Here is a 23,730-nt window from a genome sequence, read left to right as displayed (position 1 = left end):
TGCCAAAGTTTTTCCGAATAAATAGATATGACAGAATTACAAGATTGTTTAGGTCGCATTTTTACAAAAAATCAACTGTCACCAGAATTGCAATTGCAAGCACAAACCTTAACTGGAATGGTAGAAGAAAAAGGGAGATTAAGCTGTAATCGCTGTGGACAAGCCATTGACAAAGAAAAACACCAACTGCCAATCGGTGCTTATTATTGTAGGTCTTGCTTGATCTTAGGAAGAGTTAGGAGTGATGAAGATCTCTACTATTTTCCACAGGAAGAATTTCCCAAAGCGAATGTCTTGAAATGGCAAGGAAAGTTGACAGAATTTCAAGCCAAGGTTTCTCAAGGACTTGTAGAGGCGGTTACCAAACGCAAAGATAGCTTGGTTCACGCAGTCACGGGAGCCGGAAAGACGGAAATGATCTATCAAGTGGTGGCACAAGTCATCAATCAGGGCGGAGCAGTCTGCTTGGCTAGCCCCAGAATTGATGTCTGCTTAGAACTTTATCGCAGACTGAAAGTGGATTTTACTTGTGATATTTCACTCCTGCACGGTGAATCAGAAGCATATTCTCGCAGTCCTCTCGTGATTGCCACCACACATCAGCTTATCAAATTTTACCGAGCATTTGATCTTCTTATTGTTGATGAGGTAGATGCCTTTCCTTATGTGGACAATCCGATGCTTTATCATGCAGTTCATCAGGCAGTCAAAGTAGAGGGGACGAAGATTTTCTTAACAGCAACTTCCACAGATGAGCTGGATAAAAAAGTGGCTAAAGGAGAATTAACTCGTTTGAGTCTACCCAGACGTTTTCATGGCAATCCTTTGATTGTTCCGCAAAAAATTTGGTTGGCGGATTTTCAAAAATATCTTGGTCAAAAGAAGCTAGTTCCCAAGTTAAGGCAGTTTATTCAAAAGCAGAGAAAAACAGGATTTCCACTTCTTATTTTTGCTTCCGAGATCAGAAAAGGGCAGGAGCTGGCAGAGATTCTTCAAAGCACTTTTCCTAATGAAGAAGTTGATTTTGTAGCCTCGACGACTGAAAATCGACTAGAAATTGTAGAGAAATTTCGTCAAAAAGAAATCACGATTTTGGTAACGACGACAATTTTGGAGCGTGGGGTGACTTTTCCTTGTGTAGATGTTTTCGTGGTGGAAGCCAACCACCGTCTGTTTAGTCGCAGCGCTCTGGTACAAATTGCTGGACGCGTTGGTCGCAGTATGGAGCGACCGACAGGCGAGTTAATCTTTTTTCATGACGGTACGACTATGGCGATAGAAAAAGCGATTAAAGAAATTCAGGAGATGAATCAGGAGGCCGGTTTATGAATTCATGTGTTTTATGTGAAAATCCACTTGATGAAAAGCTGAAATTCTGTGATTTATTGACCTTGACGAAGCCAAAAGCAAGGGCTTGTGATGCCTGCTTTGAAAAATTTCAACGCATTTCAGGGCAGCATTGCCCGAAGTGTTATCGTGACGGGGCAAGTGAAGTCTGCATGGATTGCCAAGTGTGGATAGAAAAAGGAAAAGAAGTTTACCATAAAAGCTGTTTTGTGTATAATGAAGCCATGAAAGACTTCTTCAGTCAATATAAATTTCAAGGAGATTATGCCCTTTATTCTGTATTTGCTGCAGTTTTGCAAAAGGAATTGAAAGTTTACCGTGATTATGCGCTTGTTCCCATTCCGGTAAGTGCCGAAAAGTATCAGACAAGAGGGTTTAATCAAGTAACAGCTCTTCTTGAGGGCGCAAAGTTGCCATTTAAGGAAGTTTTAGAAAAGTATGATACAATTGCTCAATCCAGTAAAACAAGAGAGGAGCGATTGCAAAGCCGGCAGTGTTTTAAATTGAAAGACAACGTTCAACTTCCACCTAAAATCCTTTTGATAGATGACATTTATACAACAGGCTCAACCCTACAATTAGCCAAGGAAATTTTAGTGGAAGCAGGAGTGAAAGAAATTGTGACATTTTCATTAGCCAGATGATAAAAAATTTGCAAAAAAAAAATGAAAGCGTTATAATAAAATAAAGAAAAACAAATGCTTAGAAAGAAGGTACTTATATGATTAAATATAGTATCCGTGGTGAAAACCTAGAAGTAACAGAAGCTCTTCGTGATTACGTAGTTTCTAAACTTGAAAAAATCGAAAAATATTTCCAAGCTGATCAAGAATTGGATGCGCGTGTAAACTTGAAAGTCTATCGTGAAAAAACAGCCAAAGTTGAAGTAACTATTCCACTTGGTTCTATCACTCTTCGTGCAGAAGATGTTTCTCAAGATATGTATGGTTCGATTGACTTGGTGACAGATAAAATTGAACGTCAAATTCGTAAAAATAAAACAAAGATTGAGCGTAAAAACCGTAATAAAAAATCAACTAGCCAGTTGTTTACAGATGCTGTCGTTGAAGAAGCGGAAGCTGCACCTGCAAAAGTCGTTCGCTCCAAACAAATTGACTTAAAACCAATGGATTTAGAAGAAGCTCTTCTTCAAATGGATTTATTGGGACATGACTTCTTCATCTATACTGATGTAGAAGACAACACAACCAATGTTTTGTATCGTCGTGAAGACGGTGACGTTGGCTTGCTTGAAGTGAGATAATCAATCAATCCTCTGATTCATATCAGGGGATTTTTTATGTGGTCTGCAATCAGCCCAAGATAATTGCAAAAAACTGTATTAAAAATCATCATGTTTGAACGGCATTTCAAAAGTTAGACAGAAAAACCAATTGACTTACAGTTATCACAGAAGAAAAACTGATACATTCTTTCGAGATTTTGTTATAATATTCTTTATGAGAGTTGTTGCAGGGAAATATGGGGGGCGTCCTCTTAAAACATTGGAAGGCAAAATAACCAGACCGACGACAGACAAGGTTAAGGGAGCTATCTTTAATATAATTGGTCCTTATTTTGATGGAGGACAGGTTCTGGACTTGTATGCTGGAAGCGGCAGTTTAGCGATTGAAGCTATTTCGCGAGGCATGGTTTCGGCTGTTTTGGTTGAAAAAGACCGCAGGGCGCAAGCGATTATCAGCCAAAATATCAGTATGACTAAGGAAAAAGAACGATTTGAACTTCTGAAAATGGAGTCCAATCGAGCACTTGAATTGGTCACAGGACAGTTTGACTTGGTTTTGTTAGATCCACCCTATGCAAAAGAACAGATTGTTTCAGATATTATAAAAATGATTGAACGAGAGCTTCTGAGCGATGATGTACTGGTTGTTTGTGAGACAGACAAGTCGGTGGATTTACCAGAAGAAATCGCAGGGCTAGGTATCTGGAAGCAAAAAATATATGGAATTTCAAAGGTGACGGTTTATGTCAGATAAAATTGGATTATTTGCGGGCTCTTTTGACCCGATTACAAAGGGGCATATTGACTTGATTAAGCGAGCTAGTAAGCTCTTTGATTGCCTTTATGTTGGTATTTTTTATAATCTTGAGAAAACGAGTTTTTTTAGTATTGAAGCGAAAGAAAAAATGATAGCAGCTGCTCTAGTTCATTTGGAGAATGTAAAAATTGTTACTTCTCATGATGAATTGGCAGTGGAAGTAGCTAGAAAGCTAGGAGTGACAACTTTTGTACGGGGATTACGTAATAGTCAGGATTTGGATTATGAGGGGAATCTCAACTTTTTCAATCATGAATTAGCACCTGAGATAGAAACCATTTTTTTGATAAGCAAACCAGCTTATCAGCATCTCAGCTCATCAAGAATTCGTGAATTGATTTCCTTTGAGCAGGATATTTCAAAGTATGTGCCCGAAAGTGTCATAAAGGAGTTAAAGAAACAATATGGAAAAACCAAGAAATAAATTTAAAAAATGGCCGATAATTGCAGTAGTAGGGGTGATTTTGCTTTTCTTATCTTTTGTAGTTCCCTTGCCTTATTATATTGAGGTGCCAGGTGGTGCAGCGGATGTCCGTCAGGTATTGCGCGTGGACAACAAAGAAGATAAGGAAAAAGGTTCTTATAATTTTGTAACGGTTGGAATTCAGCATGCGACCCTCGCTCATTTGGTTTATGCTTGGCTGACACCTTTTACGGATATTTATTCGGCGAAGGATTTGACTGGTGGAACTTCTGATAAAGAATACATGCGGATCAATCAGTTTTATATGGAAACGTCGCAAAACCTAGCTAAATACCAAGGGTTGAAAAAAGCTGGCAAAGACATTACTCTGAAATATCTAGGGGTTTACGTCTTGCAAGTCACAAAGAATTCTACTTTTAAAGGTATTTTAAATATTGCAGATACCGTGACAGGTGTGAATGATAAGACTTTCAATAGTTCAAAAGAATTGATAGACTATGTCGGAGCGCAAAAGATTGGCAGCAAGGTCAAGGTGAACTATGTAGAAGACGGTCAGAAGAAGTCTGCTACAGGTAAAATTATTAAACTTGAAAATGGGAAAAACGGGATTGGCATTAGTTTGATTGACCGAACAGAAGTCACAAGCAACACACCAATTGAATTTTCAACTGCCGGTATTGGTGGACCAAGTGCGGGCTTGATGTTTAGTTTGGCAATTTATACGCAAATTGCAGATCCAACATTGAGAGACGGCAGAAATATTGCTGGGACAGGTTCGATTGACCGAGAAGGAAAAGTTGGCGACATTGGTGGGATTGACAAAAAAGTTGTTTCAGCAGCTAAAAATGGCGCAGAAATTTTCTTTGCGCCAAATAATCCAGTCACCAAGGAAGTGAAAAAATCCAATCCTAAAGCGAAAACAAACTATGAGACAGCTTTGGCAGCTGCTAAAAAAATTAAAACTAAAATGAAAATTGTACCTGTCAAGACCTTGCAAGACGCAATTGATTACCTCAAGAGCACAAAAAAGTCGTAAAAATAATTCAATAAAAGAGCAAGTTAATGATAGAAAATTGACTTTGCTCTTTTCTTCTTTCTCTATTTCAACTATCAAAAACACTTCTTTTTATGGTAAAATAAGTTTATACAAGAAATAAGGTGATAAAGGATGACTATGCGAAAAGAAATTGCACCTGAATTATACAATTACAATAAATTTCCTGGACCGGAGTTTCGGCAAATAGGAACCAAAATCTTGACTGAAACAATTGAATTTGACTTGGTAGAGACTTTCAAGGAAGGTTTTGATATAACGGCTTTTAATCAGCGCTTTTCAGAAATTTTAACAAAATTTGATTATATTGTTGGCGACTGGGGAAATGAGCAGTTGCGTTTGCGTGGATTTTATAAAGATGACAAGGCAAATGAAAGTGAAGAAAAAATCAGCCGTTTAGAAGAATATTTACTAGAATACTGCAATTATGGCTGTGCTTATTTTGTCTTGGAAAATTTACAGCCGCGTTGCGCATCGTTTGATAAAAAATCACATCACAAGAAAGAAAGTGAGAACAAGCCACGTCGTTCTAAACAAGCTCGCTCCTATAAAGAAGAACAACCCAGGCGAGAAAATCGCCAGCGCAGTAAGCGACAAAATCAAAAGCAAAGATCAAGAAAGCAAAGTTCAACGAAGCAACAACAAACAAGCAGCCAGCGCCACTTTGTCATTCGTCAAAAATAGTGTATGGAATGGGGTTTTGTAACGAAATGAAGGAGAAAAAATGAAACCATCGATTTATAGCTTGACCCGTCAGGATTTGATAGATTGGGTAGAAAGTCAAGGAGAAAAGAAATTTCGAGCCAGCCAGATTTGGGAGTGGCTTTATCGCAAACGGGTTCAGTCTTTTGCAGAAATGACAAACATTTCAAAGGGGTTATTAGCAAAATTAGAAGATGAATTTGTTGTCAATCCACTGAAGCAACGAATTGTGCAGGAATCGGCTGATGGAACAGTCAAATATCTCTTTGAATTGCCAGACGGTATGTTGATTGAAACAGTTCTCATGCGTCAGCACTATGGTCTGTCGGTCTGTGTAACTACTCAGGTTGGCTGCAATATTGGCTGTACTTTTTGTGCCAGCGGGCTGATTAAAAAGCAGCGTGACTTGAATAATGGGGAAATTATGTCTCAGATTATGCTGGTGCAAAAATATTTTGATGAGCGTGGACAAGGTGAGCGCGTCAGCCATATTGTTGTTATGGGGATTGGCGAGCCTTTTGATAACTATGACAATGTTCTCAAGTTTGTGCGAACTGTCAATGATGACAAGGGGCTGGCTATCGGAGCTCGTCACATTACGGTTTCCACTTCCGGTCTAGCACATAAAATTCGTGATTTTGCAAACGAAGGGGTGCAGGTTAATTTAGCTGTTTCTCTTCATGCACCCAATAATGAATTGCGTTCTAGCATTATGAAAATCAATCGTGCTTTTCCAATTGAGAAGTTATTTGCGGCAATTGAATATTATATTGAAACGACCAACCGCCGAGTGACCTTTGAATATATTATGTTAAATGAAGTCAATGACGGAGTAGAGCAGGCATTGGAATTGGCTGAATTGCTCAAAAACATCAAAAAGCTATCGTATGTCAATTTGATTCCTTACAATCCGGTTAGCGAACATGATCAATACAGTCGCAGTCCCAAAGAACATGTAATGGCTTTCTACGATACTCTGAAAAAGAATGGTATTAACTGTGTTGTTCGTCAGGAGCATGGGACAGATATTGATGCAGCCTGTGGTCAATTGCGCTCAAACACCATGAAGCAAGACAAGGAGAAAGCTCTTACCAAGCATGCTTAAATTGAACAATCTATTGAAAACAGATGGTGAATTAACCGTTAAGGGACGTACTTTTCTTACTTGGGGAAGCATTTTCTACATTTTATTATTATGTCTGATGTGTTTTCTCCCTCAAGTGCCAGAAAAGGGAATGGAAACACCGGGAATTCAGCAGTTTGGTCGTATTGTAGTGCTTCTCATTCCTTTTAATTCTTTTATCAATCTTGGGCAAATTACGTCCTTCTTTCAATTGGTCAAAGTTTTTGTACAAAATCTAATGAATATATTTCTGCTGAGCCCACTGATTTTTCAGCTTCTCTGGTTGTTTCCGAACTTGCGAAATACCAAACGTGTACTCTCTGTCAGCTTTGCGATAAGCCTTTTCATTGAATGTACACAGATTTTGTTAGATATTTTAATTGATGCCAATCGTGTTTTTGAAATAGATGATTTATGGACAAATACATTAGGCGGATATCTGGCTTTTCTGTTGTATAAGACTTGTGTCAGCCATTGGAAAGATAAGTTTCTGACTTCTAAGTAAAAATAAGGGTTATTGTTCGGATTTAGGATGCTTTTTCACTATTTTATTGACAGAATGGTAGAAAAACTCTATAATAATGCTCAAACATCAGAAAAGTAGTAAATTGATACTTCCAGAGAGCTTGTGCTAGGTGTAAACAAGTAGTAGATATTTATGAAATGGGCTGATGTAAATGATATGAATTTTAAACGATAAAAATTCGGTGAGCACACCTTATAGTGCAACTTGTTGATAGACAAGATAGAGATATGCGGATAAGGTCTACTTTTCCCATAATTGAGGTGGTACCGCGCTCATACGCCCTCACACAGTTTTTGTGTGGGGGCATTTTGTTGTTTAAATTCAAGAATACTAAAGATTGTGAGGAGGCATCATGGTAGAAATAAAGGATATTTTGGTCAATTTGGTGGTAGCTTTGTACTGGAACTGATTCAAGTTTTATTAGACGAGCTAGAGGGGACATTTGAAAAGTATAAGAAAGATCCAGAATTCCTAGCAGAATATCATCGTTATTTAGCAGATTATGCAGGTCGAGAGCCACCGCTTTATTTTGCAGAAAGTTTGACGGACTATTTAGGATGTGCAAAAATCTATCTCAAACGAGAAGACTTGAATCATCTAGGTTCTCATAAATTAAACAATGTTTTAGGGCAAATTCTCCTAGCAAAACGAATGGGTAAGAGTAGAGTTATCGCAGAGACTGGAGCTGGTCAACATGGAGTAGCAACAGCTGCAGCGGCTGCTAAGTTTGGCATGAAATGCGATGTGTATATGGGAGCAGAAGATGTGGAACGCCAGCGATTGAATGTTTTCCGAATGGAAATGATGGGAGCAACTGTCCATGCGGTCGAAACAGGGACTAAAACATTAAAGGATGCGGTGGATGCTGCTTTTGCTGCTTGGATGACAGATTTAGATGCTTTTTATGTCCTGGGTTCGGCTGTTGGTCCTCATCCTTATCCAACGATTGTGCATGAGTTTCAAAAGGTTATTAGTCAGGAATCCCGCCGTCAAATTCTAGATAAGGAAGGTCGTCTACCAGATTATATTATTGCCTGTGTCGGCGGAGGTTCTAATGCAATTGGAGCATTTTCTGAATACGTGGCAGATAAAGAAGTCAATTTAGTTGGTGTTGAAGCAGCTGGTCATGGCTTGGATACAGACAAGCATGCGGCTACAATGACTAAAGGGTCCATTGGAGTTGTTGATGGCATGAAAACGTATGCTGTATTTTCAGAAGACGGTCAGGTGGCTCCTGTTTATTCTATTTCCGCTGGATTGGACTATCCGGGAGTTGGTCCTGAACATGCCTTTTTTAAAGATTTAGGTCGAGTTGAATATGTGGCTGCGACAGATGATGAAGCAGTAGATGCACTGTTATTGTTGACGCGAAAAGAAGGGATCCTTCCTGCCATTGAAAGTTCCCACGATATTGCAGAAGCAGTTAAACGCGCGCCTCGATTGAGTAAGGACAAGATTATCATTGTCAATGTATCTGGGCGTGGTGATAAAGATGTAGCCGCTATTGCTGATTATTTAGAAAAAAGAAACATGAAAAATCAAGAGTGAAATAGACGACCATGATTGCTGGTACATTATTCCCCAAAAATTATGAAATCTGGGAAAATTATGTCTAAAAACTAAAATTTGAAAATTGTAATCATCGCTCTCTTATTTCGAGAATCCGGATACATCCATCCTAGCCTCATGATAGGATGTCATTCTAATTTTATTGAAGTAACAACTCATACATAAGTAGAACAATCACTCCAATCAAAAGACAGGGAACGAAAGCTATCCTGTCTTTTCTCTTTTTTAAGCAAAAGAGACATAAGCCCACTAAGCTGGCAATTTGAATCAGCCAAAGAATCTCTGTCAACTTGAAAACAGTTGAACAAGAAGCTAGAAAAAGAAAGTCTCCTGCGCCAATTCGTAAGTCAAAGAAAAAAGCTACTATTCCAAGGGCTAAAAAACTAATCATTAGAAGATTAAAACCTACCAAAAATAGGAGAAGAAGATGAAAGAACAACCAAATGAGGATAGGATATTCCTGTTCTCTTTGATCATAAAGAGCTAGTGTAATTCCCATTATGAGCAAGACAAGTTGGCTGATAGTTAAGTAGCTTAAGGAAGTTGCGAGAAAGAGTAAACTACCTACCAACTCTAATATCAAGTAGCGAATGGGAATTTTTGACTGACAAAACCGACAGCGCAGTCGATTGATAAGCTGTGAAAGGACAGGGACTAAATCACGAGGTGCTAATTTCTGCCCACAAGCATTACAATGACTGGAAGGAACGATAATGGACTGTTCAGGAAAGCGATCAACAACCAGCCCTAAAAAAGAAGCCACAATGCTTCCAACCAAGAAAAAATAAAAATGAATCATACTTTTTTATTCGCAAATAATTCTAAAAAATTGCAACTTTTCTAATAAAAGAAATTTCTGAGTTCAATCATTTGACTTTCTTATTTAGAAACATTATAATTAAATCATAATCAAAAAGATTATAATCATTCTAAATAAAAGCGAGGTAGGATAATGGTTAATCTAAAAAATGAAGCAGCAAAAGATGTTGCAACTTTCTCAAGTGTTGAGTCTTTCAGTAAGTCTCTTCCCAAAACAAAAGCAGTTTTAAACCAAGTGGTAGCGGATTTATACACCGCTCACATTGCTCTTCACCAAGTACATTGGTACATGCGTGGAGCTGGTTTTATGGTTTGGCATCCTAAGATGGATGAGTACATGGAAACCTTGGATACGACTTTGGATGAAGTAAGTGAACGTTTGATTACTTTAGGTGGAACGCCGTATTCAACTTTGAGTGAATTTATCCAACACAGCAATATTGAAGAAAAAGAAGGAAAATTCAGTAAGAATGTTGCAGAAAGTTTGGAACGTGTCATCGAAATCTTCCGTTACTTGGTAGGCCTCTACCAAGAAGCTCTGGATGTAACAGATGAAGAAGGGGATGATGTGACCAACGATATTTTTGTCGGTGCAAAAGCAGAACTTGAAAAGAATATCTGGATGTTAACAGCAGAAATCGGTCAAACTCCGGGTTTGTAAGTAAATTTTTGAGAGTAGAAAATAAATTTTTAAAATCTTTTAGAATTTAAGATAAGTTTAAGGAGATGGCGTTATACTAACATCATCAGATGAAGACCTCCTAACTTTATTTGATAAAAATCCTAAACTTTTCTATTTCATAATAATCTCCCTATAAGAGTCGCCCAATCAGCGGCTTTTTTGTTGTTTTTGAGCACTTGAAGAATGTTTTACTTACAAAATGAGTTCTTTTCAACCTTGAAATACTCCTAAAATTCTGGTAAAATAAGCCTCATGAAAACACTTTATGATGTGCAGCAATACCTCAAAAGTTTTGGCATTATTATCTATATGGGTAAGCGCTTGTATGATATTGAAATGATGAAAATTGAGTTAGAGAGGATTTATGATGCGGGCTTGATAGAAAGAATGGACTATCTAGAAGCTGAGCGGGTCTTGCGAAAGGAACATCAGTTGGAGTTACAATATTTGAAGAAGAATGAGGAGAAAACATGTTAAACTGGATTTTATTGGCAATTATTGTTGGAACGTTAGGCTGGATGGGCTTTAACTATATTCGTGTTCGTCGTGCGGCTAAGGTAGTAGACAATGCAGAATTTGGTGATATGATTCGTCAAGGTCAGTTAATTGATTTACGAGATCCAGCCGATTTTCGTCGTAAACATATTTTAGGGGCACGAAATATTCCGTCACAGCAATTAAAAACAAGCTTAGGAGCGATTCGTAAGGACAAGACTGTTTTACTATATGAAAATAGTCGTGGACAACGTGTGATGAATGCAGCTATTCTATTAAAAAAACAAGGTTATCAAAATATTTACATCCTCTCTACAGGACTAGATGGATGGAAAGGAAAAATCAAAAGTGAGTAATCCAAGCGGGTTGCTCACTTTTAATAGCTTTTTTCTAGATAGTGCCTCACTATTTCGAGTTCTGCTTGGTTCAATACTCGGTATTCTCCTGTGGCTAAGTTTGGGTTTAATTCAAAATCTCCGAAATGCGTTCGTTTAAGAGAAGTAACTTTGACACCAACAGTTAAAAACATCTTTTTGATTTGGTGAAATTTTCCTTCAGAAATAGTGACAGTTGCACTGCTTTTGTTTGAGCTAGAAGAATGAATTGTAAGAGTAGCTGGTTTACAACTTGTTCCGTCAAGAAAAACGATGCCCTTTTGAAAGGATTGCACTGCTTGGTCGTCTAGGGGACCATTAACTTCAACCTCATATGTTTTTGTGACGTGATATTGAGGATGAAGCAATTGAAAACCGAGCGGACCGTTGTCAGTGATTAACAGCAGTCCAGAAGTATCTCGATCTAGTCGCCCGACAGAATATAACTTATCATTGAAATCTTCTGGTTTGATGAGATCTAGAACCGTTTGGGATTTGGCATCGGAGTTAGCTGTCACGACACCAAGGGGTTTATTCATCATAAAATACTGATGAGGCTTGCCCAGAACAGGTTGTTCTTCTAGCGTAATCGTCTGCAGACCTGTATCAACATTTTGACTGAGTTTTCGAGCAGGACAGTCATCTACCAAGATTTTCTTTTTTAGGAGAGCTTGCTTCATTTTTTTACGACTAATGTGAGCTTGAGCTAGTAGAACATCTAAACGCATACAGTTTCCTTTGTTTTTTTCTTATCATATCATAATTTTGCAATAAAGAATGTAAATAAATTTGTCGGGCATTGATTTTCTAATGAAAACATTTACACCCGGTTTAACCGTGTTTTTTACTGTAATCTGTGGTATAATTGTTCAGTTAGAAATAAAACTTAAGATTTAGAGGATAAAATGACAAAATTAAGAGAAGATATTCGCAATATCGCTATTATCGCTCACGTTGACCACGGGAAAACAACGCTGGTGGACGAATTATTGAAGCAATCACATACATTGGACGAACGCAAAGAGTTGCAAGAACGCGCAATGGACTCTAACGATCTTGAAAAAGAACGCGGAATTACCATTCTTGCTAAGAATACAGCTGTTGCTTACAACGGTGTTCGTATCAATATCATGGACACTCCAGGACACGCGGACTTCGGTGGAGAAGTTGAGCGGATTATGAAAATGGTGGACGGGGTTGTTTTGGTTGTTGATGCTTATGAAGGAACCATGCCACAAACTCGTTTTGTATTAAAAAAAGCTCTTGAGCAAGATTTAGTGCCGATTGTTGTGGTCAATAAAATTGACAAACCATCTGCACGCCCTGCAGAAGTGGTGGATGAAGTCTTGGAACTTTTCATTGAGCTGGGTGCAGATGATGACCAATTGGATTTCCCTGTCGTGTATGCTTCTGCTATCAACGGAACGTCTTCTATGTCAGACGATCCTGCTGACCAAGAGCACACTATGGCACCGCTTTTTGATACTATTATTGATCATATTCCAGCACCAGTGGATAATTCAGACGAGCCACTTCAATTCCAAGTTTCTCTTTTGGACTACAATGACTTTGTAGGTCGTATTGGGATTGGCCGTGTTTTCCGCGGGACTGTAAAAGTTGGAGACCAAGTGACACTTTCTAAACTAGACGGCACAACGAAAAACTTCCGTGTCACCAAGCTATTTGGTTTCTTTGGACTAGAACGTCGTGAAATCGACGAAGCCAAAGCAGGTGATTTGATTGCCGTGTCTGGTATGGAAGATATCTTTGTTGGAGAAACGATTACTCCGACAGATGCAGTAGAACCATTGCCAATTCTTCACATTGACGAACCAACGCTGCAAATGACTTTCTTGGTGAACAATTCACCATTTGCTGGTCGTGAAGGGAAATGGGTAACATCTCGTAAGGTTGAGGAACGCCTGCAAGCGGAATTGCAAACGGACGTCTCACTTCGTGTGGATCCGACTGATTCACCAGATAAATGGATTGTGTCAGGTCGTGGAGAATTGCACTTATCAATCTTAATTGAAACCATGCGCCGTGAAGGCTATGAGTTACAAGTATCGCGCCCAGAAGTTATCGTCAAAGAAATTGACGGTGTGCAATGTGAGCCATTTGAACGTGTGCAAATTGACACCCCAGAAGAATACCAAGGTTCGGTTATCCAAAGTCTTTCTGAGCGCAAGGGTGAAATGTTAGACATGGTGGCTACCGGAAACGGACAAACACGTTTGATTTTCCTTGTGCCTGCGCGTGGCTTGATTGGATACTCAACTGAATTCCTTTCTATGACGCGTGGTTACGGGATTATGAACCATACCTTTGACCAATATCTACCATTGATTCCAGGTGAGATTGGCGGACGCCGTCGCGGAGCTCTTGTTTCGATTGATACAGGAAAAGCAACGACTTATTCAATCATGTCTATTGAGGAACGTGGAACCATTTTTGTTAATCCAGGTACAGAAGTTTACGAAGGAATGATTATTGGTGAAAATTCACGTGAAAACGACTTGACGGTCAATATTACAAAAGCCAAACAAATGACTAATGTACGTTCTGCAACGAAAGATCAAACGGCGGTTATAAAAACACCTCGTATTTTGACATTGGAAGAATCACTCGAATTTTTGAATGATGACGAATACATGGAAGTGACACCAGAATCGATCCGTTTGCGGAAACAAATTCTTGATAAAAATCAACGTGCCAAAGCTGCTAAAAAGAAAAAATCAGCTGAATAATGAAAGGACGATTTGCTTCGTTGCTAATATATTAAAGAAGTAAATAGGCTAGAAAGGAGCAGAAATGTTTTATTTAATCTTTGGAATTCTCATTCTATTATTTTACATTTTTGCTACTCCGCAAAGCATTAAAGGGACTTTAAATGTAGTAGTTTTAGTGATTGCTCTAGTCGCTTTTATCATTTTATTAGGATTGGCAGTATTTCAGATTTTTCAATTACCGTCTGAATTTTTCGTAGGAATTGCAATGATTGGCGTAGCTTATTTTTCTCTACGTGATATTTCAAAATTGTCACAAAAAGATAGAAAAGTATCGTTTCGCTCAAAACTTCGTAACAGACAAGAATAAAAAGCCGTAAAGGCTTTTTTATTTTCTGAAAAAAAGGTAAAATAGATACAGAAGAATTAAAAAGAGGCATGTTATGAAGCACATTACAAATTTTGCAAATAAGAAAGTTTTAGTTTTAGGCTTGGCCAAGTCTGGTGAATCCGCTGCTCGTTTACTAGATAAGTTGGGAGCGATTGTCACAGTGAATGACGGAAAGCCATTTGAGGAAAATCCTGCTGCACAGTCTCTTCTTGAAGAAGGCATCAAAGTAGTAACAGGTGGTCATCCTTTGGAACTCTTGGATGAAGAATTTGAACTAATGGTCAAAAATCCTGGTATTCGTTACGACAACCCTATGGTCAAGAAAGCATTGGAAAAGGAAATCCCAGTCATCACTGAAGTTGAGTTGGCTTATTTGATTTCAGATGCTCCAATTATTGGGATTACGGGCTCTAATGGAAAAACAACAACGACAACAATGATTGCGGAAGTCTTGACTGCAGGTGGTCAAAGTGGTCTACTTTCTGGAAATATTGGTTTTCCAGCCAGTCAAGTTGCAACAACTGCAACCAAAAATGATACTCTAGTCATGGAGTTGTCTTCTTTCCAACTCATGGGTATTGAAACCTTTCACCCAGAGATTGTAGTGATTACCAACTTGATGCCAACTCATATTGATTATCATGGCTCTTTTGAAAATTATGTGGCGGCTAAATGGAACATTCAAAAAAATATGAGCAAATCTGACTTCCTCGTATTGAATTTCAACCAAACATTAGCGAAAGAGCTGGCTGCAAAGACGCAAGCAACCGTTGTACCATTTTCAACGACAGAAAAGGTAGACGGCGCTTACTTAGAGGGAAACATGTTGACCTTCCGTGGAGAGCCTGTTATGGCAGCAGATGAGCTTGGCGTTCCGGGCAGTCATAATGTTGAAAATGCCCTCGCAACTATTGCAGTTGCGAAACTGCGTGGCATTGAAAATCAAGTCATCAAAGAAACTTTGGCAGGTTTTGGCGGTGTTAAACATCGTCTCCAATATGTCGGTGAAATCAACCATGTTAAATTTTATAACGATAGCAAATCCACAAATATTCTTGCAACGCAAAAGGCTTTATCTGGTTTTGACAATAGTAAGGTCATCTTGATTGCTGGTGGGCTGGACCGTGGCAATGAATTTGACGAATTGGTGCCAGATATTCAAGGATTGAAGAAAATGGTTATTCTTGGAGAATCTGCAGCACGTGTCAAGAGAGCAGCGGATAAAGCAGGTGTTAGCTATATGGATGCTGCTGATGTGAAAGATGCGACGCAAAAAGCTTTTGCTGAAGCACAAGCAGGTGACATTGTTCTTCTCAGTCCTGCAAATGCTAGCTGGGATATGTATCCAAATTTTGAAGTTCGTGGCGATGAATTTATTGCAACATTTGAAGAATTAAAGGGTTAAGATGAAAAAGATTATATTTACAGGTGGAGGGACGGTTGGTCATGTGACTCTAAACCTTTTGCTCATTCCAAAATTCCTAGAAGCAGGATGGCAAGTCCACTATATTGGTGATAAGCATGGGATTGAATACCAAGAAATCCAGAAGTCGGGGTTGGACATCGCTTTTCATTCTATAGCGACGGGGAAATTACGACGTTACTTTTCTTGGCAAAATATGTTAGATGTATTCAAAGTGGCTTGGGGCATTTTGCAATCTTTAGGAATTATGCTAAAGGTTCGTCCGCAAGCTCTCTTTTCTAAAGGTGGTTTTGTATCAGTTCCTCCTGTCATTGCAGCTCGCTTAGCTGGGATTCCAGTTTATGTACATGAATCAGACCTCTCTATTGGTCTAGCAAATAAAATTGCTTACAAATGTGCGATAAAAATGTATTCTACTTTTGAACAAGCCCATGCGTTGACAAAAATTGAGCATGTGGGAGCTGTGACAAAAGTAGGAGAAAAAACAACTGCTCCAAATGAGCAGATTCAAGCGATTCGGCAGCGTTTTGATGAAAACTTTCCGACACTTCTGTTTGTTGGTGGATCAGCGGGAGCAAAGGTTTTTAATGATTTTGTAACGGCAAATAAAGCAGAGCTAACTCAGCATTACAATATTATCAATTTATCAGGCGATGCTCATTTAGATGAATTATCAAATCATCTGTACCGAATTGCCTATGTGACTGATCTCTATCAACCGTTGATGGATTTGGCGGATGTCGTTGTTACACGTGGCGGATCTAATACTATTTTTGAATTGTTGGCTATGGCAAAACTCCATGTAATTGTTCCTTTGGGACGCGAAGCAAGTCGCGGTGATCAGATTGAAAATGCAGATTATTTTGTAAAAAAAGGTTATGCTAAAAAATTAGACGAGTCTCAATTGAATTTGGAAAATCTTCAAAAAATGATAACAGAGTTGCTTGAACAGAAAGAATTTTATGAAGAAAACATGAAACAGTCCCACGAAATAAAATCGTTAGATGAATTTTATAACCTTTTAAAAAATGACATGAACAAAGGAAGAAAATGACAAAAAAGAAGCAAGAGGATCAGAAAGAGCAAGAAATAGAAAAACTTTCTGAGTGGCAAAAAAGAAACAAGGAATACCTTAAAAAAAAGGCTCAAGAAGAAGCTGAAAAAGTGAAAGAACTAGCAGAGCAAAAAAAGCAGCATTTGCCAAATTCTGAAAAAAAGAAAGTCGAAAAGAATGATGAAAGTGCAGAAGAAGTGACAGCGGATACTCAAGAGAACGAGTCAGAGGAGGCAGAAAAGCCTACCGAGACAGAAACTTCTGAGGAAGAACAAGATGAACCTCTTGATAAAGCAGCCTTGCGAAAAAAGAAGAAAGCAGAACGCAAACAAGCTAAGCGGGAAGCAAAAGAGACAAGAGAACAAATCGCTCCTCGCCATGTTTACCGTGCTTTACCAGTATTGATTCTAAGTTCTATTTTGTTAATTTTAGCTGTTTATTTTATAAGTCCCTATTCAAAATTAAAGAATATAGAGGTAACGGGTAATAAACAGCTTTCAAAAACAGAGGTGCTGGATGCTTCTAGTATTCAAAAAGAGGATTACACCTTGACGACATATTTAAGTCAAAAGGCACATGCTAGAAATATTAAATTGTCAAGTCTATGGGTGAAAAAAGCAGAGATAAGTTACCAATTTCCAATTACATTTAAAGTAAAAGTAACAGAATACACGGTTGTTGCTTATGATTATTCTGGGGAGCAGTATTTCCTAGTATTATCTAGTGGAGAAGAAATTGCTACTCCGGTTAAAAAATCCCAGTTGCCAAAAAGTTATATAACACTTGATTTTTCAGATAAAGCAATGCTTAAGAAATTTGTGCAACAATTATCAGGTATTTCTAATACAATCAAATCAGAAATTCAAACGGTTCAGCATACACCAAGTAAAGCGACTGAGGATTTGCTGACAATCACTATGACAGATGGAAATAAAATCTTAGTTCCTTTGTCAGAAGTAGCTAAAAAACTACCTTATTATGAAAAAATTAAACCACAATTGACGGAAACAAGTGTTGTGGATATGGAAGCAGGAATATTTAGTTATAGAAATAGCTAAAATAATGCAGAAAATCTACCCAATTTTTATTTTTTTATGTTATAATATGCTTTGAATAACTATAGTTTTTTGATAGTTAAATTGATAAGTGAGAAACTTGGTAGATAGAGAGGAATGGTCTAATGGCTAGAGATGGCTTTTTTACAGGATTAGATATCGGAACCAGCTCCATTAAGGTCTTGGTAGCAGAACATGTAAACAATGAATTAAACGTAATCGGAGTTAGTAATGCAAAAAGTGCTGGCGTAAAAGATGGTATTATTGTAGATATCGAAGCGGCAGCAAGTGCTATAAAATCAGCAATTTCACAAGCAGAAGAAAAAGCAGGAATTTCCATTAAGTTGGTGAACGTTGGTTTGCCTGCTAACCTGTTGCAGATTGAAGCAACACAAGGTATGATTCCTGTGACAAGTGAAACGAAAGAAATTACAGATGCAGATGTTGAAAATGTTGTACGATCTGCTTTGACAAAAAGTATGACTCCAGACCGGGAAGTTATTACCTTTATTCCAGAGGAATTCATCGTAGATGGTTTTCAAGGAATTCGTGATCCTCGCGGAATGATGGGAATTCGTTTAGAAATGCGTGGCCTTCTATATACAGGTCCACGTACTATTCTTCATAATTTGAGAAAAACGGTTGAGCGTGCAGGAGTTCAAGTTGAAAACATTATCATTTCTCCGCTCGCTATGACAAAATCCGTTCTGAATGAAGGAGAGCGTGAGTTTGGTGCAACTGTCATTGATATGGGGGGCGGCCAAACAACTGCAGCTTCTGTTCGCAATCAAGAATTACAATTTACCAATATCTATCAAGAAGGTGGCGAATATGTTACAAAAGACATCTCTAAGGTTTTAAAAACATCTAAGAAGTTGGCAGAGAGCTTGAAGTTTAACTATGGAGAAGCATACGTACCTGCCGCTAGCAATGAGTCTTTCCAAGTGGAAGTAATTGGTGAAGTGGAACCAGTTGAAGTGACAGAGCGTTATTTAGCAGAAATTATTTCAGCGCGTGTTAAACATATCTTTGAACAAATCAAGCAAGATTTAGAGAGAAGACATTTATTAGAGCTTCCAGGTGGTATTGTTATTATTGGAGGCGGTGCGATTTTGCCGGGCGTGGTTGAATTGGCACAAGAAGTTTTCGGTGTTCCCGTTAAATTATATGTTCCAAATCAAATCGGTATTCGTAATCCAGCGTTTGCCCATGTTATTAGTTTATCAGAGTATGCAGGAAACTTATCTGAAGTGGATGTTCTAGCACAAGCTGCTGTTCATGGTGATGAACTTTTACGGCATCAGCCAGTTGAATTCTCTCGTTCAACACAGCAAAGTCAGTCGTTCAATCCGTTGCAACGCTTTACTCAACCACAACAGCCAACTGCGTCTTTGGTTGATGAAGCAGTAGAAGAAGTTGAACGTCCAGAACTACTTCCAACACAATCTCAACAGCCAAAAGAAAAATTGACAGATCGTGTTCGAAATCTACTTGGCAATATGTTTGATTAAAGGAGAAGGTAATACATTATGACATTTTCATTTGATGCAGCTGCGGCACAGGGAGCAGTAATTAAAGTTATTGGTATCGGTGGTGGTGGTGGTAATGCCATTAACCGCATGATTGATGAAAGAGTATCAGGCGTTGAATTTATCGCTGCCAATACAGATGTGCAAGCTCTGAGTGGCTCAAAAGCAGAAACAGTTATTCAGCTTGGACCAAAGTTGACTCGCGGTCTAGGTGCTGGAGGACAGCCTGAAATCGGTCGTAAAGCGGCTGAAGAAAGCGAAGAAGTGTTGACGGAAGCTCTTACGGGAGCTGATATGGTGTTCATTACTGCTGGTATGGGCGGTGGCTCTGGTACAGGTGCTGCACCAGTTATTGCTCGTATTGCAAAAGGTCTTGGTGCCTTAACTGTTGCAGTTGTTACTCGTCCGTTTGGCTTTGAAGGAAGTAAGCGTGGTAACTTTGCTATTGAAGGAATCAATGAACTTCGTGAGCATGTAGACACACTTCTTATCATTTCAAACAATAATTTACTTGAAATTGTTGATAAGAAAACTCCTCTTCTTGAAGCATTGAGCGAAGCAGACAATGTCCTTCGTCAAGGTGTACAAGGAATTACGGACTTGATTACAAGCCCAGGACTTATTAACCTTGACTTTGCCGATGTAAAAACCGTTATGGCAAATAAAGGTGATGCTCTTATGGGAATCGGTATTGGTAGTGGCGAAGAACGTGTTATTGAAGCTGCACGTAAGGCTATCTATTCACCGCTTCTTGAAACAACGATTGATGGAGCTGAAGATGTCATTATCAACGTTACAGGTGGTCTTGATATGACCTTGATTGAAGCAGAAGAAGCATCAGAAATCGTCAATCAAGCAGCAGGTCATGGTGTTAATATTTGGTTGGGTACTTCTATTGACGATAGCATGAAAGATGAAATTCGTGTGACAGTTGTTGCAACGGGTGTTCGTCAAGAAAAAATTGATCGAGTAAGTGGTGTTCGTCCAGTTGCTCAACAAAATTCTTATGCAGCTGGAACTCGTGAAAATCGTAATTCTAGAGGAAGCCAAGGTTATGACCGTAACTTTGATTTGACTGAACATCTTGAAGTTCCAAAGCCAAGTCGTCAACGGACAGAAGCGCCACAGGCTTCAGCATTTGGTGATTGGGATTTGCGTCGTGAAAATATTGTTCGCTCAACAGATGCGAGTGCTGCACCAGCTATAGAGCGTTATGAAGACACTAGTTCTGATGACGATGAATTAGAAACACCACCTTTCTTTAAAAACCGTTAAAATGGATTTAGAAAAGAATACATATCAAGTTTTGGAAAATGTAGCGCAAGCTACTCAAAAAGCCAATCGCTCAAAAAATTCAGTAGAAGTAATAGCTGTCACCAAATATGTTGACAGCTCTACTGCTAAAGAGCTGGTTAAAGCAGGAATTCATCATATCGGTGAAAATCGAGTTGATAAATTTCTAGAGAAATATCAGGCTCTGAAAGATGAACGTGTAACTTGGCACTTAATTGGTACACTTCAAAGGCGGAAAGTGAAAGATGTCATCAATTATGTTGACTATTTCCATGCCTTAGATTCAGTAAAATTAGCTCAAGAAATCAACAAAAGAGCTGAACATATCATTAAATGCTTTTTACAAGTAAATATTTCCAAAGAAGCTAGTAAACATGGTTTTGCTATAGAGGAAATAGATACGATTTTACCTGAGCTAGAAAAACTTGAAAACATTCAGATTGTAGGTTTGATGACAATGGCACCGATTGAAGCAGATGAAGCGGAATTAAATGCCATTTTCCAACAAGCCTATAAATTACAGCAAATATTACAACGTAAACAGTTGCCTAATATGCCTTTTACTGATTTAAGTATGGGAATGAGCCGTGATTATGCAATAGCTATTGCAAATGGTTCGACTTTTGTCAGAATTGGTATTGCATTTTTTAAATAGGAAAGTATTATGTCTCTTAAAGATAGATTTGATAAATTCATTGATTACTTTACAGAAGATGGTGAAGACGCAAGCGTTCAAACGCCAGAGTTGCCACCACGTGTGAGTAATCAATCTACACCTACCAAAGAAAGACTAGTACATACAGCGAGTAGCTCTTCACAATCTTCTACAAAGTCGGGAGCAAATGAGAACATTACTCGTCTGCATGCACGTCAGCAAGAATTGGCACAACATCGGAGAATTTCAGATGACAAAGTGACAATCAATGTTCGTTATCCAAGAAAATATGAAGAAACAACTGAAATTGTTGATTTGTTAATTGTTAATGAAAGCATTTTGATTGATTTTCAATATATGACAGAAGTGCAAGCTCGTCGTTGTTTGGATTATTTGGATGGTGCTCGTTATGTGCTTGCAGGAAATATAAAAAAAGTTGCAAGTACAATGTACCTTTTAACACCAATCAATGTTGTTGTAAATGTTGAGGATTTGAAATTACCTGAGGATTTACAAAGTGGCGAATTTGATTTTGATATGAAACGTAGATAAAAACATGGTTTGGATTGTAAATATACTTTATAATTTAGTGAGATTATATTCATTTATTTTAGTGGTGTATGCTCTTTTATCATGGTTTCCAGGTGCCTATCAAACGTCGTTTGGTCAGTTGATTCTGCGGATAGTAGAGCCTGTTTTAAAACCATTTCAACGTTTCAACCTACAATTTGCTGGGATTGATTGGACGGTTCTTGTCGTTATCTTTCTTCTGAATTTTGTTTCTGGCATCATTTTGAATGCCCTTTTGCTTTTAGCTTAAATTCATGAAGAATACCAAATATTTATACCAACATTTTGCTGAAGAAGATCGTGAATTTGTTGATAAAAGTTTAGAACAGATGCAGCGAGTTGAAGATTCTTATTCTTTTGAAGTGACTTCATTTGTAAATCCACATCAAGTTGAAGTTTTGCGAAATCTTGGGAATCGCTTACAATTGCAAATGTTTTCAAGTTCGGATTATTATACGAGTGAATTTGCTAAAGTCATTATTGCTCCTCTCTACTATGAGTTGCAATTAAATGATTTTGAAATGGATCTGTTAGAAATCAGCTATGCGAATAAATTTCACCATTTCACCCATTCGCAAATAATGGGAACGTTATTGAATCAATTAGGGATTGAACGTAAAGTTTTTGGTGATATTCTTGTAGCTTCAGGTAGAGCACAAATTATGGTAGATAAGAAATTTACTCAATTTTTCATCGATCATATCTCAAGGATAGCAAAGATACCTGTAAAATTAAAGCAAGTAGATTTTTCACAACAAATTATCGCTCAAACTGATTCAAAACTAAGAGATGTTCTTGTCTCTAGTATGCGTTTGGATAAAGTGGTAGCTGCCTCATTTCATTTGTCACGAAGCATTGCCACTCGGCTGATAGCAACAAAGCAAGTTAAGGTAAACTATTCTACGCTGGATAATCCCAGTCATCATTTGTTATTAAATGACTTGATTAGTGTACGAGGATATGGGAGAGTAAAAGTTTTAAGAGAAAATGGCTTTTCAAAAAATGGAAAGTACAAATTAACTGTTGAATTATTGTCTAGTAAGTAAGGAGAAAATATGGCTATTACATCATTAGAAATTAAAGATAAAGCTTTTGCTCATAAATTTAGAGGATATGATGTTGACGAAGTAGATGAATTTCTTGATATCATTGTCCAAGATTACGAAGATTTAGTGCGTGTCAATCATGAACAAGAGTCAAAAATTAAAAATCTGGAAGAACGTTTGACCTATTTTGACGAGATGAAGGATTCCCTTAGCCAGTCTGTATTGATTGCACAAGATACAGCAGAACGTGTAAAACAAGCGGCAAATGACCGTTCTGAAAACATTGTTCATAAGGCTGAGCAAGAAGCCCAACATTTGTTGGATGAGGCAAAATACAAGGCTAATGAAATTCTTCGTCAAGCGACTGATAATGCTAAGAAAGTGGCTGTTGAAACAGAAGAGTTGAAAAATAAAACGCGTGTTTTCCACCAACGTTTAAAATCAACCATTGAAAGTCAATTAAGCATTGTGAATTCTTCAGAATGGGAAGATATTCTTCGCCCAACAGCTACTTACTTGCAGACTAGTGATGAAGCCTTTAAAGAAGTTGTTCAGTCTGCTTTGGGTGAAGTCGTAACGACTCCAGAAGAAGATGAAGTGGATGTGACGCGTCAGTTCTCTCCAGAGGAAATGGAAGAATTACAAAGACGCATTGAAGAAGCAAATCGTGAATTAGCCGAAACACAAGCGTTTGAAACATTAGATGAGTCTGTCTTAGGATTAAATCTGACAAATGCTGAGACTTCAACAGATAACTCAGAAGCTACTTCAATAGAATCTGTAGATATTTTATAAGAGAATGTAAAAACA

26 protein-coding genes, 2 pseudogenes and 1 other annotated feature are annotated in these 23,730 nt (G+C 38.1%); of the genes and pseudogenes, 26 read left to right on the top strand and 2 right to left on the bottom strand.

The window, feature by feature from the left end; genetic code table 11:
• The first annotated feature begins 27 nt into the window (after window positions 1-27).
• The 10 genes from HMPREF2574_RS04125 to trpB all read left to right on the top strand — a co-directional run bounded on the left by HMPREF2574_RS04125 (window position 28) and on the right by trpB (window position 8,787).
• Window positions 28-1,329, top strand: coding sequence for an ATP-dependent helicase ComFA (locus HMPREF2574_RS04125; protein ID WP_070241559.1), 1,302 nt, complete (start codon window positions 28-30; stop codon window positions 1,327-1,329).
• Window positions 1,326-1,991 carry a ComF family protein gene (locus HMPREF2574_RS04120; protein WP_024052083.1) on the top strand — a complete coding sequence of 222 codons (666 nt, stop codon included), beginning with the start codon at window positions 1,326-1,328 and terminating at the stop codon, window positions 1,989-1,991. Before HMPREF2574_RS04125 ends, HMPREF2574_RS04120 begins: the two co-directional genes overlap by 4 nt.
• 77 nt (window positions 1,992-2,068) lie before the next feature.
• A complete protein-coding gene (gene hpf / locus HMPREF2574_RS04115; RefSeq protein WP_003025754.1) occupies window positions 2,069-2,611 on the top strand; it encodes a ribosome hibernation-promoting factor, HPF/YfiA family in 543 nt (180 codons plus the stop codon).
• A gap of 187 nt (window positions 2,612-2,798) precedes the next feature.
• Window positions 2,799-3,347: a 16S rRNA (guanine(966)-N(2))-methyltransferase RsmD gene (gene rsmD / locus HMPREF2574_RS04110; protein WP_171021853.1), complete on the top strand. Its 549-nt coding sequence runs from the start codon at window positions 2,799-2,801 to the stop codon at window positions 3,345-3,347.
• Window positions 3,337-3,834 carry a pantetheine-phosphate adenylyltransferase gene (gene coaD, locus HMPREF2574_RS04105; protein ID WP_021001374.1) on the top strand — a complete coding sequence of 166 codons (498 nt, stop codon included), beginning with the start codon at window positions 3,337-3,339 and terminating at the stop codon, window positions 3,832-3,834. Before rsmD ends, coaD begins: the two co-directional genes overlap by 11 nt.
• Window positions 3,815-4,870: a SepM family pheromone-processing serine protease gene (locus HMPREF2574_RS04100; protein ID WP_024052081.1), complete on the top strand. Its 1,056-nt coding sequence runs from the start codon at window positions 3,815-3,817 to the stop codon at window positions 4,868-4,870. The genes coaD and HMPREF2574_RS04100 overlap by 20 nt, the downstream gene beginning before the upstream one ends.
• A 138-nt stretch (window positions 4,871-5,008) precedes the next feature.
• The gene (locus tag HMPREF2574_RS04095) at window positions 5,009-5,572 is read left to right on the top strand and encodes a YutD family protein (protein WP_024052080.1); all 564 of its coding nucleotides are present in this window, start codon (window positions 5,009-5,011) and stop codon (window positions 5,570-5,572) included.
• Between the two features lie 40 nt (window positions 5,573-5,612).
• The gene (gene rlmN, locus HMPREF2574_RS04090; protein WP_070241560.1) at window positions 5,613-6,695 is read left to right on the top strand and encodes a dual-specificity RNA methyltransferase RlmN; all 1,083 of its coding nucleotides are present in this window, start codon (window positions 5,613-5,615) and stop codon (window positions 6,693-6,695) included.
• Entirely contained in the window at window positions 6,688-7,218 is a 531-nt protein-coding gene (locus HMPREF2574_RS04085; protein ID WP_024052078.1) for a VanZ family protein, read from the top strand. The genes rlmN and HMPREF2574_RS04085 overlap by 8 nt, the downstream gene beginning before the upstream one ends.
• A 73-nt stretch (window positions 7,219-7,291) precedes the next feature.
• Window positions 7,292-7,526: a binding site (T-box leader), on the top strand.
• 52 nt (window positions 7,527-7,578) lie between these two features.
• Entirely contained in the window at window positions 7,579-8,787 is a 1,209-nt protein-coding gene (trpB, locus tag HMPREF2574_RS04080; RefSeq protein WP_070812214.1) for a tryptophan synthase subunit beta, read from the top strand.
• A 160-nt stretch (window positions 8,788-8,947) separates the two neighbouring features.
• On the opposite strand, the gene HMPREF2574_RS04075 is transcribed toward trpB, so the two are convergent.
• The gene (locus HMPREF2574_RS04075) at window positions 8,948-9,607 is read right to left on the bottom strand and encodes a prepilin peptidase (RefSeq protein ID WP_024052075.1); all 660 of its coding nucleotides are present in this window, start codon (window positions 9,605-9,607) and stop codon (window positions 8,948-8,950) included.
• A gap of 153 nt (window positions 9,608-9,760) precedes the next feature.
• Between HMPREF2574_RS04075 and HMPREF2574_RS04070 the strand changes: the two genes are divergently transcribed.
• From HMPREF2574_RS04070 to HMPREF2574_RS04060, 3 genes are all read left to right on the top strand, one after another.
• On the top strand, window positions 9,761-10,288 hold the full coding sequence (locus tag HMPREF2574_RS04070) for a Dps family protein (protein ID WP_003032411.1): 528 nt from the start codon (window positions 9,761-9,763) through the stop codon (window positions 10,286-10,288).
• A 273-nt stretch (window positions 10,289-10,561) separates the two neighbouring features.
• On the top strand, window positions 10,562-10,786 hold the full coding sequence (locus tag HMPREF2574_RS04065; RefSeq protein WP_003025724.1) for a YqgQ family protein: 225 nt from the start codon (window positions 10,562-10,564) through the stop codon (window positions 10,784-10,786).
• Window positions 10,780-11,160, top strand: coding sequence for a rhodanese-like domain-containing protein (locus HMPREF2574_RS04060; protein WP_024052074.1), 381 nt, complete (start codon window positions 10,780-10,782; stop codon window positions 11,158-11,160). The genes HMPREF2574_RS04065 and HMPREF2574_RS04060 overlap by 7 nt, the downstream gene beginning before the upstream one ends.
• Before the next feature lie 20 nt (window positions 11,161-11,180).
• On the opposite strand, the gene HMPREF2574_RS04055 is transcribed toward HMPREF2574_RS04060, so the two are convergent.
• Window positions 11,181-11,906, bottom strand: coding sequence for a 16S rRNA pseudouridine(516) synthase (locus HMPREF2574_RS04055; RefSeq protein ID WP_024052073.1), 726 nt, complete (start codon window positions 11,904-11,906; stop codon window positions 11,181-11,183).
• Between the two features lie 177 nt (window positions 11,907-12,083).
• Between HMPREF2574_RS04055 and typA the strand changes: the two genes are divergently transcribed.
• The 13 genes and pseudogenes from typA to HMPREF2574_RS03995 all read left to right on the top strand — a co-directional run bounded on the left by typA (window position 12,084) and on the right by HMPREF2574_RS03995 (window position 23,715).
• Window positions 12,084-13,925 (top strand): translational GTPase TypA, encoded by a 1,842-nt coding sequence (gene typA, locus HMPREF2574_RS04050; RefSeq protein ID WP_003025716.1) that lies wholly within the window; start codon window positions 12,084-12,086, stop codon window positions 13,923-13,925.
• Between the two features lie 64 nt (window positions 13,926-13,989).
• Entirely contained in the window at window positions 13,990-14,274 is a 285-nt protein-coding gene (locus HMPREF2574_RS04045; protein ID WP_024052072.1) for a DUF3165 family protein, read from the top strand.
• Between the two features lie 73 nt (window positions 14,275-14,347).
• A complete protein-coding gene (murD, locus tag HMPREF2574_RS04040) occupies window positions 14,348-15,700 on the top strand; it encodes a UDP-N-acetylmuramoyl-L-alanine--D-glutamate ligase (RefSeq protein WP_070241563.1) in 1,353 nt (450 codons plus the stop codon).
• Between the two features lies 1 nt (window position 15,701).
• Window positions 15,702-16,772: a UDP-N-acetylglucosamine--N-acetylmuramyl-(pentapeptide) pyrophosphoryl-undecaprenol N-acetylglucosamine transferase gene (locus HMPREF2574_RS04035; RefSeq protein ID WP_070241564.1), complete on the top strand. Its 1,071-nt coding sequence runs from the start codon at window positions 15,702-15,704 to the stop codon at window positions 16,770-16,772.
• A complete protein-coding gene (locus tag HMPREF2574_RS04030) occupies window positions 16,769-17,830 on the top strand; it encodes a cell division protein FtsQ/DivIB (protein ID WP_024052069.1) in 1,062 nt (353 codons plus the stop codon). Before HMPREF2574_RS04035 ends, HMPREF2574_RS04030 begins: the two co-directional genes overlap by 4 nt.
• A gap of 122 nt (window positions 17,831-17,952) precedes the next feature.
• Window positions 17,953-19,338, top strand: a complete 1,386-nt coding sequence (ftsA, locus tag HMPREF2574_RS04025) for a cell division protein FtsA (RefSeq protein WP_070812213.1) — start codon at window positions 17,953-17,955, stop codon at window positions 19,336-19,338.
• Between the two features lie 18 nt (window positions 19,339-19,356).
• Window positions 19,357-20,631 carry a cell division protein FtsZ gene (gene ftsZ / locus HMPREF2574_RS04020; protein ID WP_024052067.1) on the top strand — a complete coding sequence of 425 codons (1,275 nt, stop codon included), beginning with the start codon at window positions 19,357-19,359 and terminating at the stop codon, window positions 20,629-20,631.
• A gap of 1 nt (window position 20,632) precedes the next feature.
• Complete coding sequence (locus HMPREF2574_RS04015; RefSeq protein WP_070812212.1) at window positions 20,633-21,304, top strand: YggS family pyridoxal phosphate-dependent enzyme; 672 nt, start codon at window positions 20,633-20,635, stop codon at window positions 21,302-21,304.
• Between the two features lie 9 nt (window positions 21,305-21,313).
• Window positions 21,314-21,404 (top strand): annotated as a pseudogene (locus HMPREF2574_RS11115) (cell division protein SepF); the annotation flags it as partial.
• Between the two features lie 86 nt (window positions 21,405-21,490).
• Window positions 21,491-21,856 (top strand): annotated as a pseudogene (locus HMPREF2574_RS04010) (cell division protein SepF); the annotation flags it as partial.
• Between the two features lie 4 nt (window positions 21,857-21,860).
• The gene (locus HMPREF2574_RS04005; protein WP_003033872.1) at window positions 21,861-22,124 is read left to right on the top strand and encodes a YggT family protein; all 264 of its coding nucleotides are present in this window, start codon (window positions 21,861-21,863) and stop codon (window positions 22,122-22,124) included.
• A 4-nt stretch (window positions 22,125-22,128) separates the two neighbouring features.
• Complete coding sequence (locus tag HMPREF2574_RS04000; RefSeq protein WP_070672428.1) at window positions 22,129-22,920, top strand: YlmH family RNA-binding protein; 792 nt, start codon at window positions 22,129-22,131, stop codon at window positions 22,918-22,920.
• Window positions 22,921-22,929: 9 nt separating this feature from the next.
• A complete protein-coding gene (locus HMPREF2574_RS03995) occupies window positions 22,930-23,715 on the top strand; it encodes a DivIVA domain-containing protein (RefSeq protein WP_024052065.1) in 786 nt (261 codons plus the stop codon).
• The last annotated feature ends 15 nt before the right edge of the window (window positions 23,716-23,730 follow it).

Origin of the sequence: Streptococcus sp. HMSC034E12 (assembly GCF_001835915.1) — a bacterium.
Taxonomy (GTDB): Bacteria; Bacillota; Bacilli; order Lactobacillales; family Streptococcaceae; genus Streptococcus; species Streptococcus vaginalis.
The sequence above is the reverse complement of the archived record's forward strand: the minus strand, read 5'-3'. Positions and strand labels throughout refer to the sequence as shown.

Bases quoted from the DNA above. Each gene is read 5' to 3' on its own strand.
- HMPREF2574_RS04125 (WP_070241559.1), top strand. From the start codon at position 28: ATGACAGAATTACAAGATTGTTTAGGTCGCATTTTTACAAAAAATCAA.
- HMPREF2574_RS04120 (WP_024052083.1), top strand. From the start codon at position 1,326: ATGAATTCATGTGTTTTATGTGAAAATCCACTTGATGAAAAGCTGAAA.
- hpf (WP_003025754.1), top strand. From the start codon at position 2,069: ATGATTAAATATAGTATCCGTGGTGAAAACCTAGAAGTAACAGAAGCT.
- coaD (WP_021001374.1), top strand. From the start codon at position 3,337: ATGTCAGATAAAATTGGATTATTTGCGGGCTCTTTTGACCCGATTACA.
- HMPREF2574_RS04100 (WP_024052081.1), top strand. From the start codon at position 3,815: ATGGAAAAACCAAGAAATAAATTTAAAAAATGGCCGATAATTGCAGTA.
- HMPREF2574_RS04095 (WP_024052080.1), top strand. From the start codon at position 5,009: ATGCGAAAAGAAATTGCACCTGAATTATACAATTACAATAAATTTCCT.
- rlmN (WP_070241560.1), top strand. From the start codon at position 5,613: ATGAAACCATCGATTTATAGCTTGACCCGTCAGGATTTGATAGATTGG.
- HMPREF2574_RS04085 (WP_024052078.1), top strand. From the start codon at position 6,688: ATGCTTAAATTGAACAATCTATTGAAAACAGATGGTGAATTAACCGTT.
- HMPREF2574_RS04075 (WP_024052075.1), bottom strand. From the start codon at position 9,607: ATGATTCATTTTTATTTTTTCTTGGTTGGAAGCATTGTGGCTTCTTTT.
- HMPREF2574_RS04070 (WP_003032411.1), top strand. From the start codon at position 9,761: ATGGTTAATCTAAAAAATGAAGCAGCAAAAGATGTTGCAACTTTCTCA.
- HMPREF2574_RS04065 (WP_003025724.1), top strand. From the start codon at position 10,562: ATGAAAACACTTTATGATGTGCAGCAATACCTCAAAAGTTTTGGCATT.
- HMPREF2574_RS04060 (WP_024052074.1), top strand. From the start codon at position 10,780: ATGTTAAACTGGATTTTATTGGCAATTATTGTTGGAACGTTAGGCTGG.
- HMPREF2574_RS04055 (WP_024052073.1), bottom strand. From the start codon at position 11,906: ATGCGTTTAGATGTTCTACTAGCTCAAGCTCACATTAGTCGTAAAAAA.
- typA (WP_003025716.1), top strand. From the start codon at position 12,084: ATGACAAAATTAAGAGAAGATATTCGCAATATCGCTATTATCGCTCAC.
- HMPREF2574_RS04045 (WP_024052072.1), top strand. From the start codon at position 13,990: ATGTTTTATTTAATCTTTGGAATTCTCATTCTATTATTTTACATTTTT.
- murD (WP_070241563.1), top strand. From the start codon at position 14,348: ATGAAGCACATTACAAATTTTGCAAATAAGAAAGTTTTAGTTTTAGGC.
- HMPREF2574_RS04035 (WP_070241564.1), top strand. From the start codon at position 15,702: ATGAAAAAGATTATATTTACAGGTGGAGGGACGGTTGGTCATGTGACT.
- HMPREF2574_RS04030 (WP_024052069.1), top strand. From the start codon at position 16,769: ATGACAAAAAAGAAGCAAGAGGATCAGAAAGAGCAAGAAATAGAAAAA.
- ftsA (WP_070812213.1), top strand. From the start codon at position 17,953: ATGGCTAGAGATGGCTTTTTTACAGGATTAGATATCGGAACCAGCTCC.
- ftsZ (WP_024052067.1), top strand. From the start codon at position 19,357: ATGACATTTTCATTTGATGCAGCTGCGGCACAGGGAGCAGTAATTAAA.
- HMPREF2574_RS04015 (WP_070812212.1), top strand. From the start codon at position 20,633: ATGGATTTAGAAAAGAATACATATCAAGTTTTGGAAAATGTAGCGCAA.
- HMPREF2574_RS04005 (WP_003033872.1), top strand. From the start codon at position 21,861: ATGGTTTGGATTGTAAATATACTTTATAATTTAGTGAGATTATATTCA.
- HMPREF2574_RS04000 (WP_070672428.1), top strand. From the start codon at position 22,129: ATGAAGAATACCAAATATTTATACCAACATTTTGCTGAAGAAGATCGT.
- HMPREF2574_RS03995 (WP_024052065.1), top strand. From the start codon at position 22,930: ATGGCTATTACATCATTAGAAATTAAAGATAAAGCTTTTGCTCATAAA.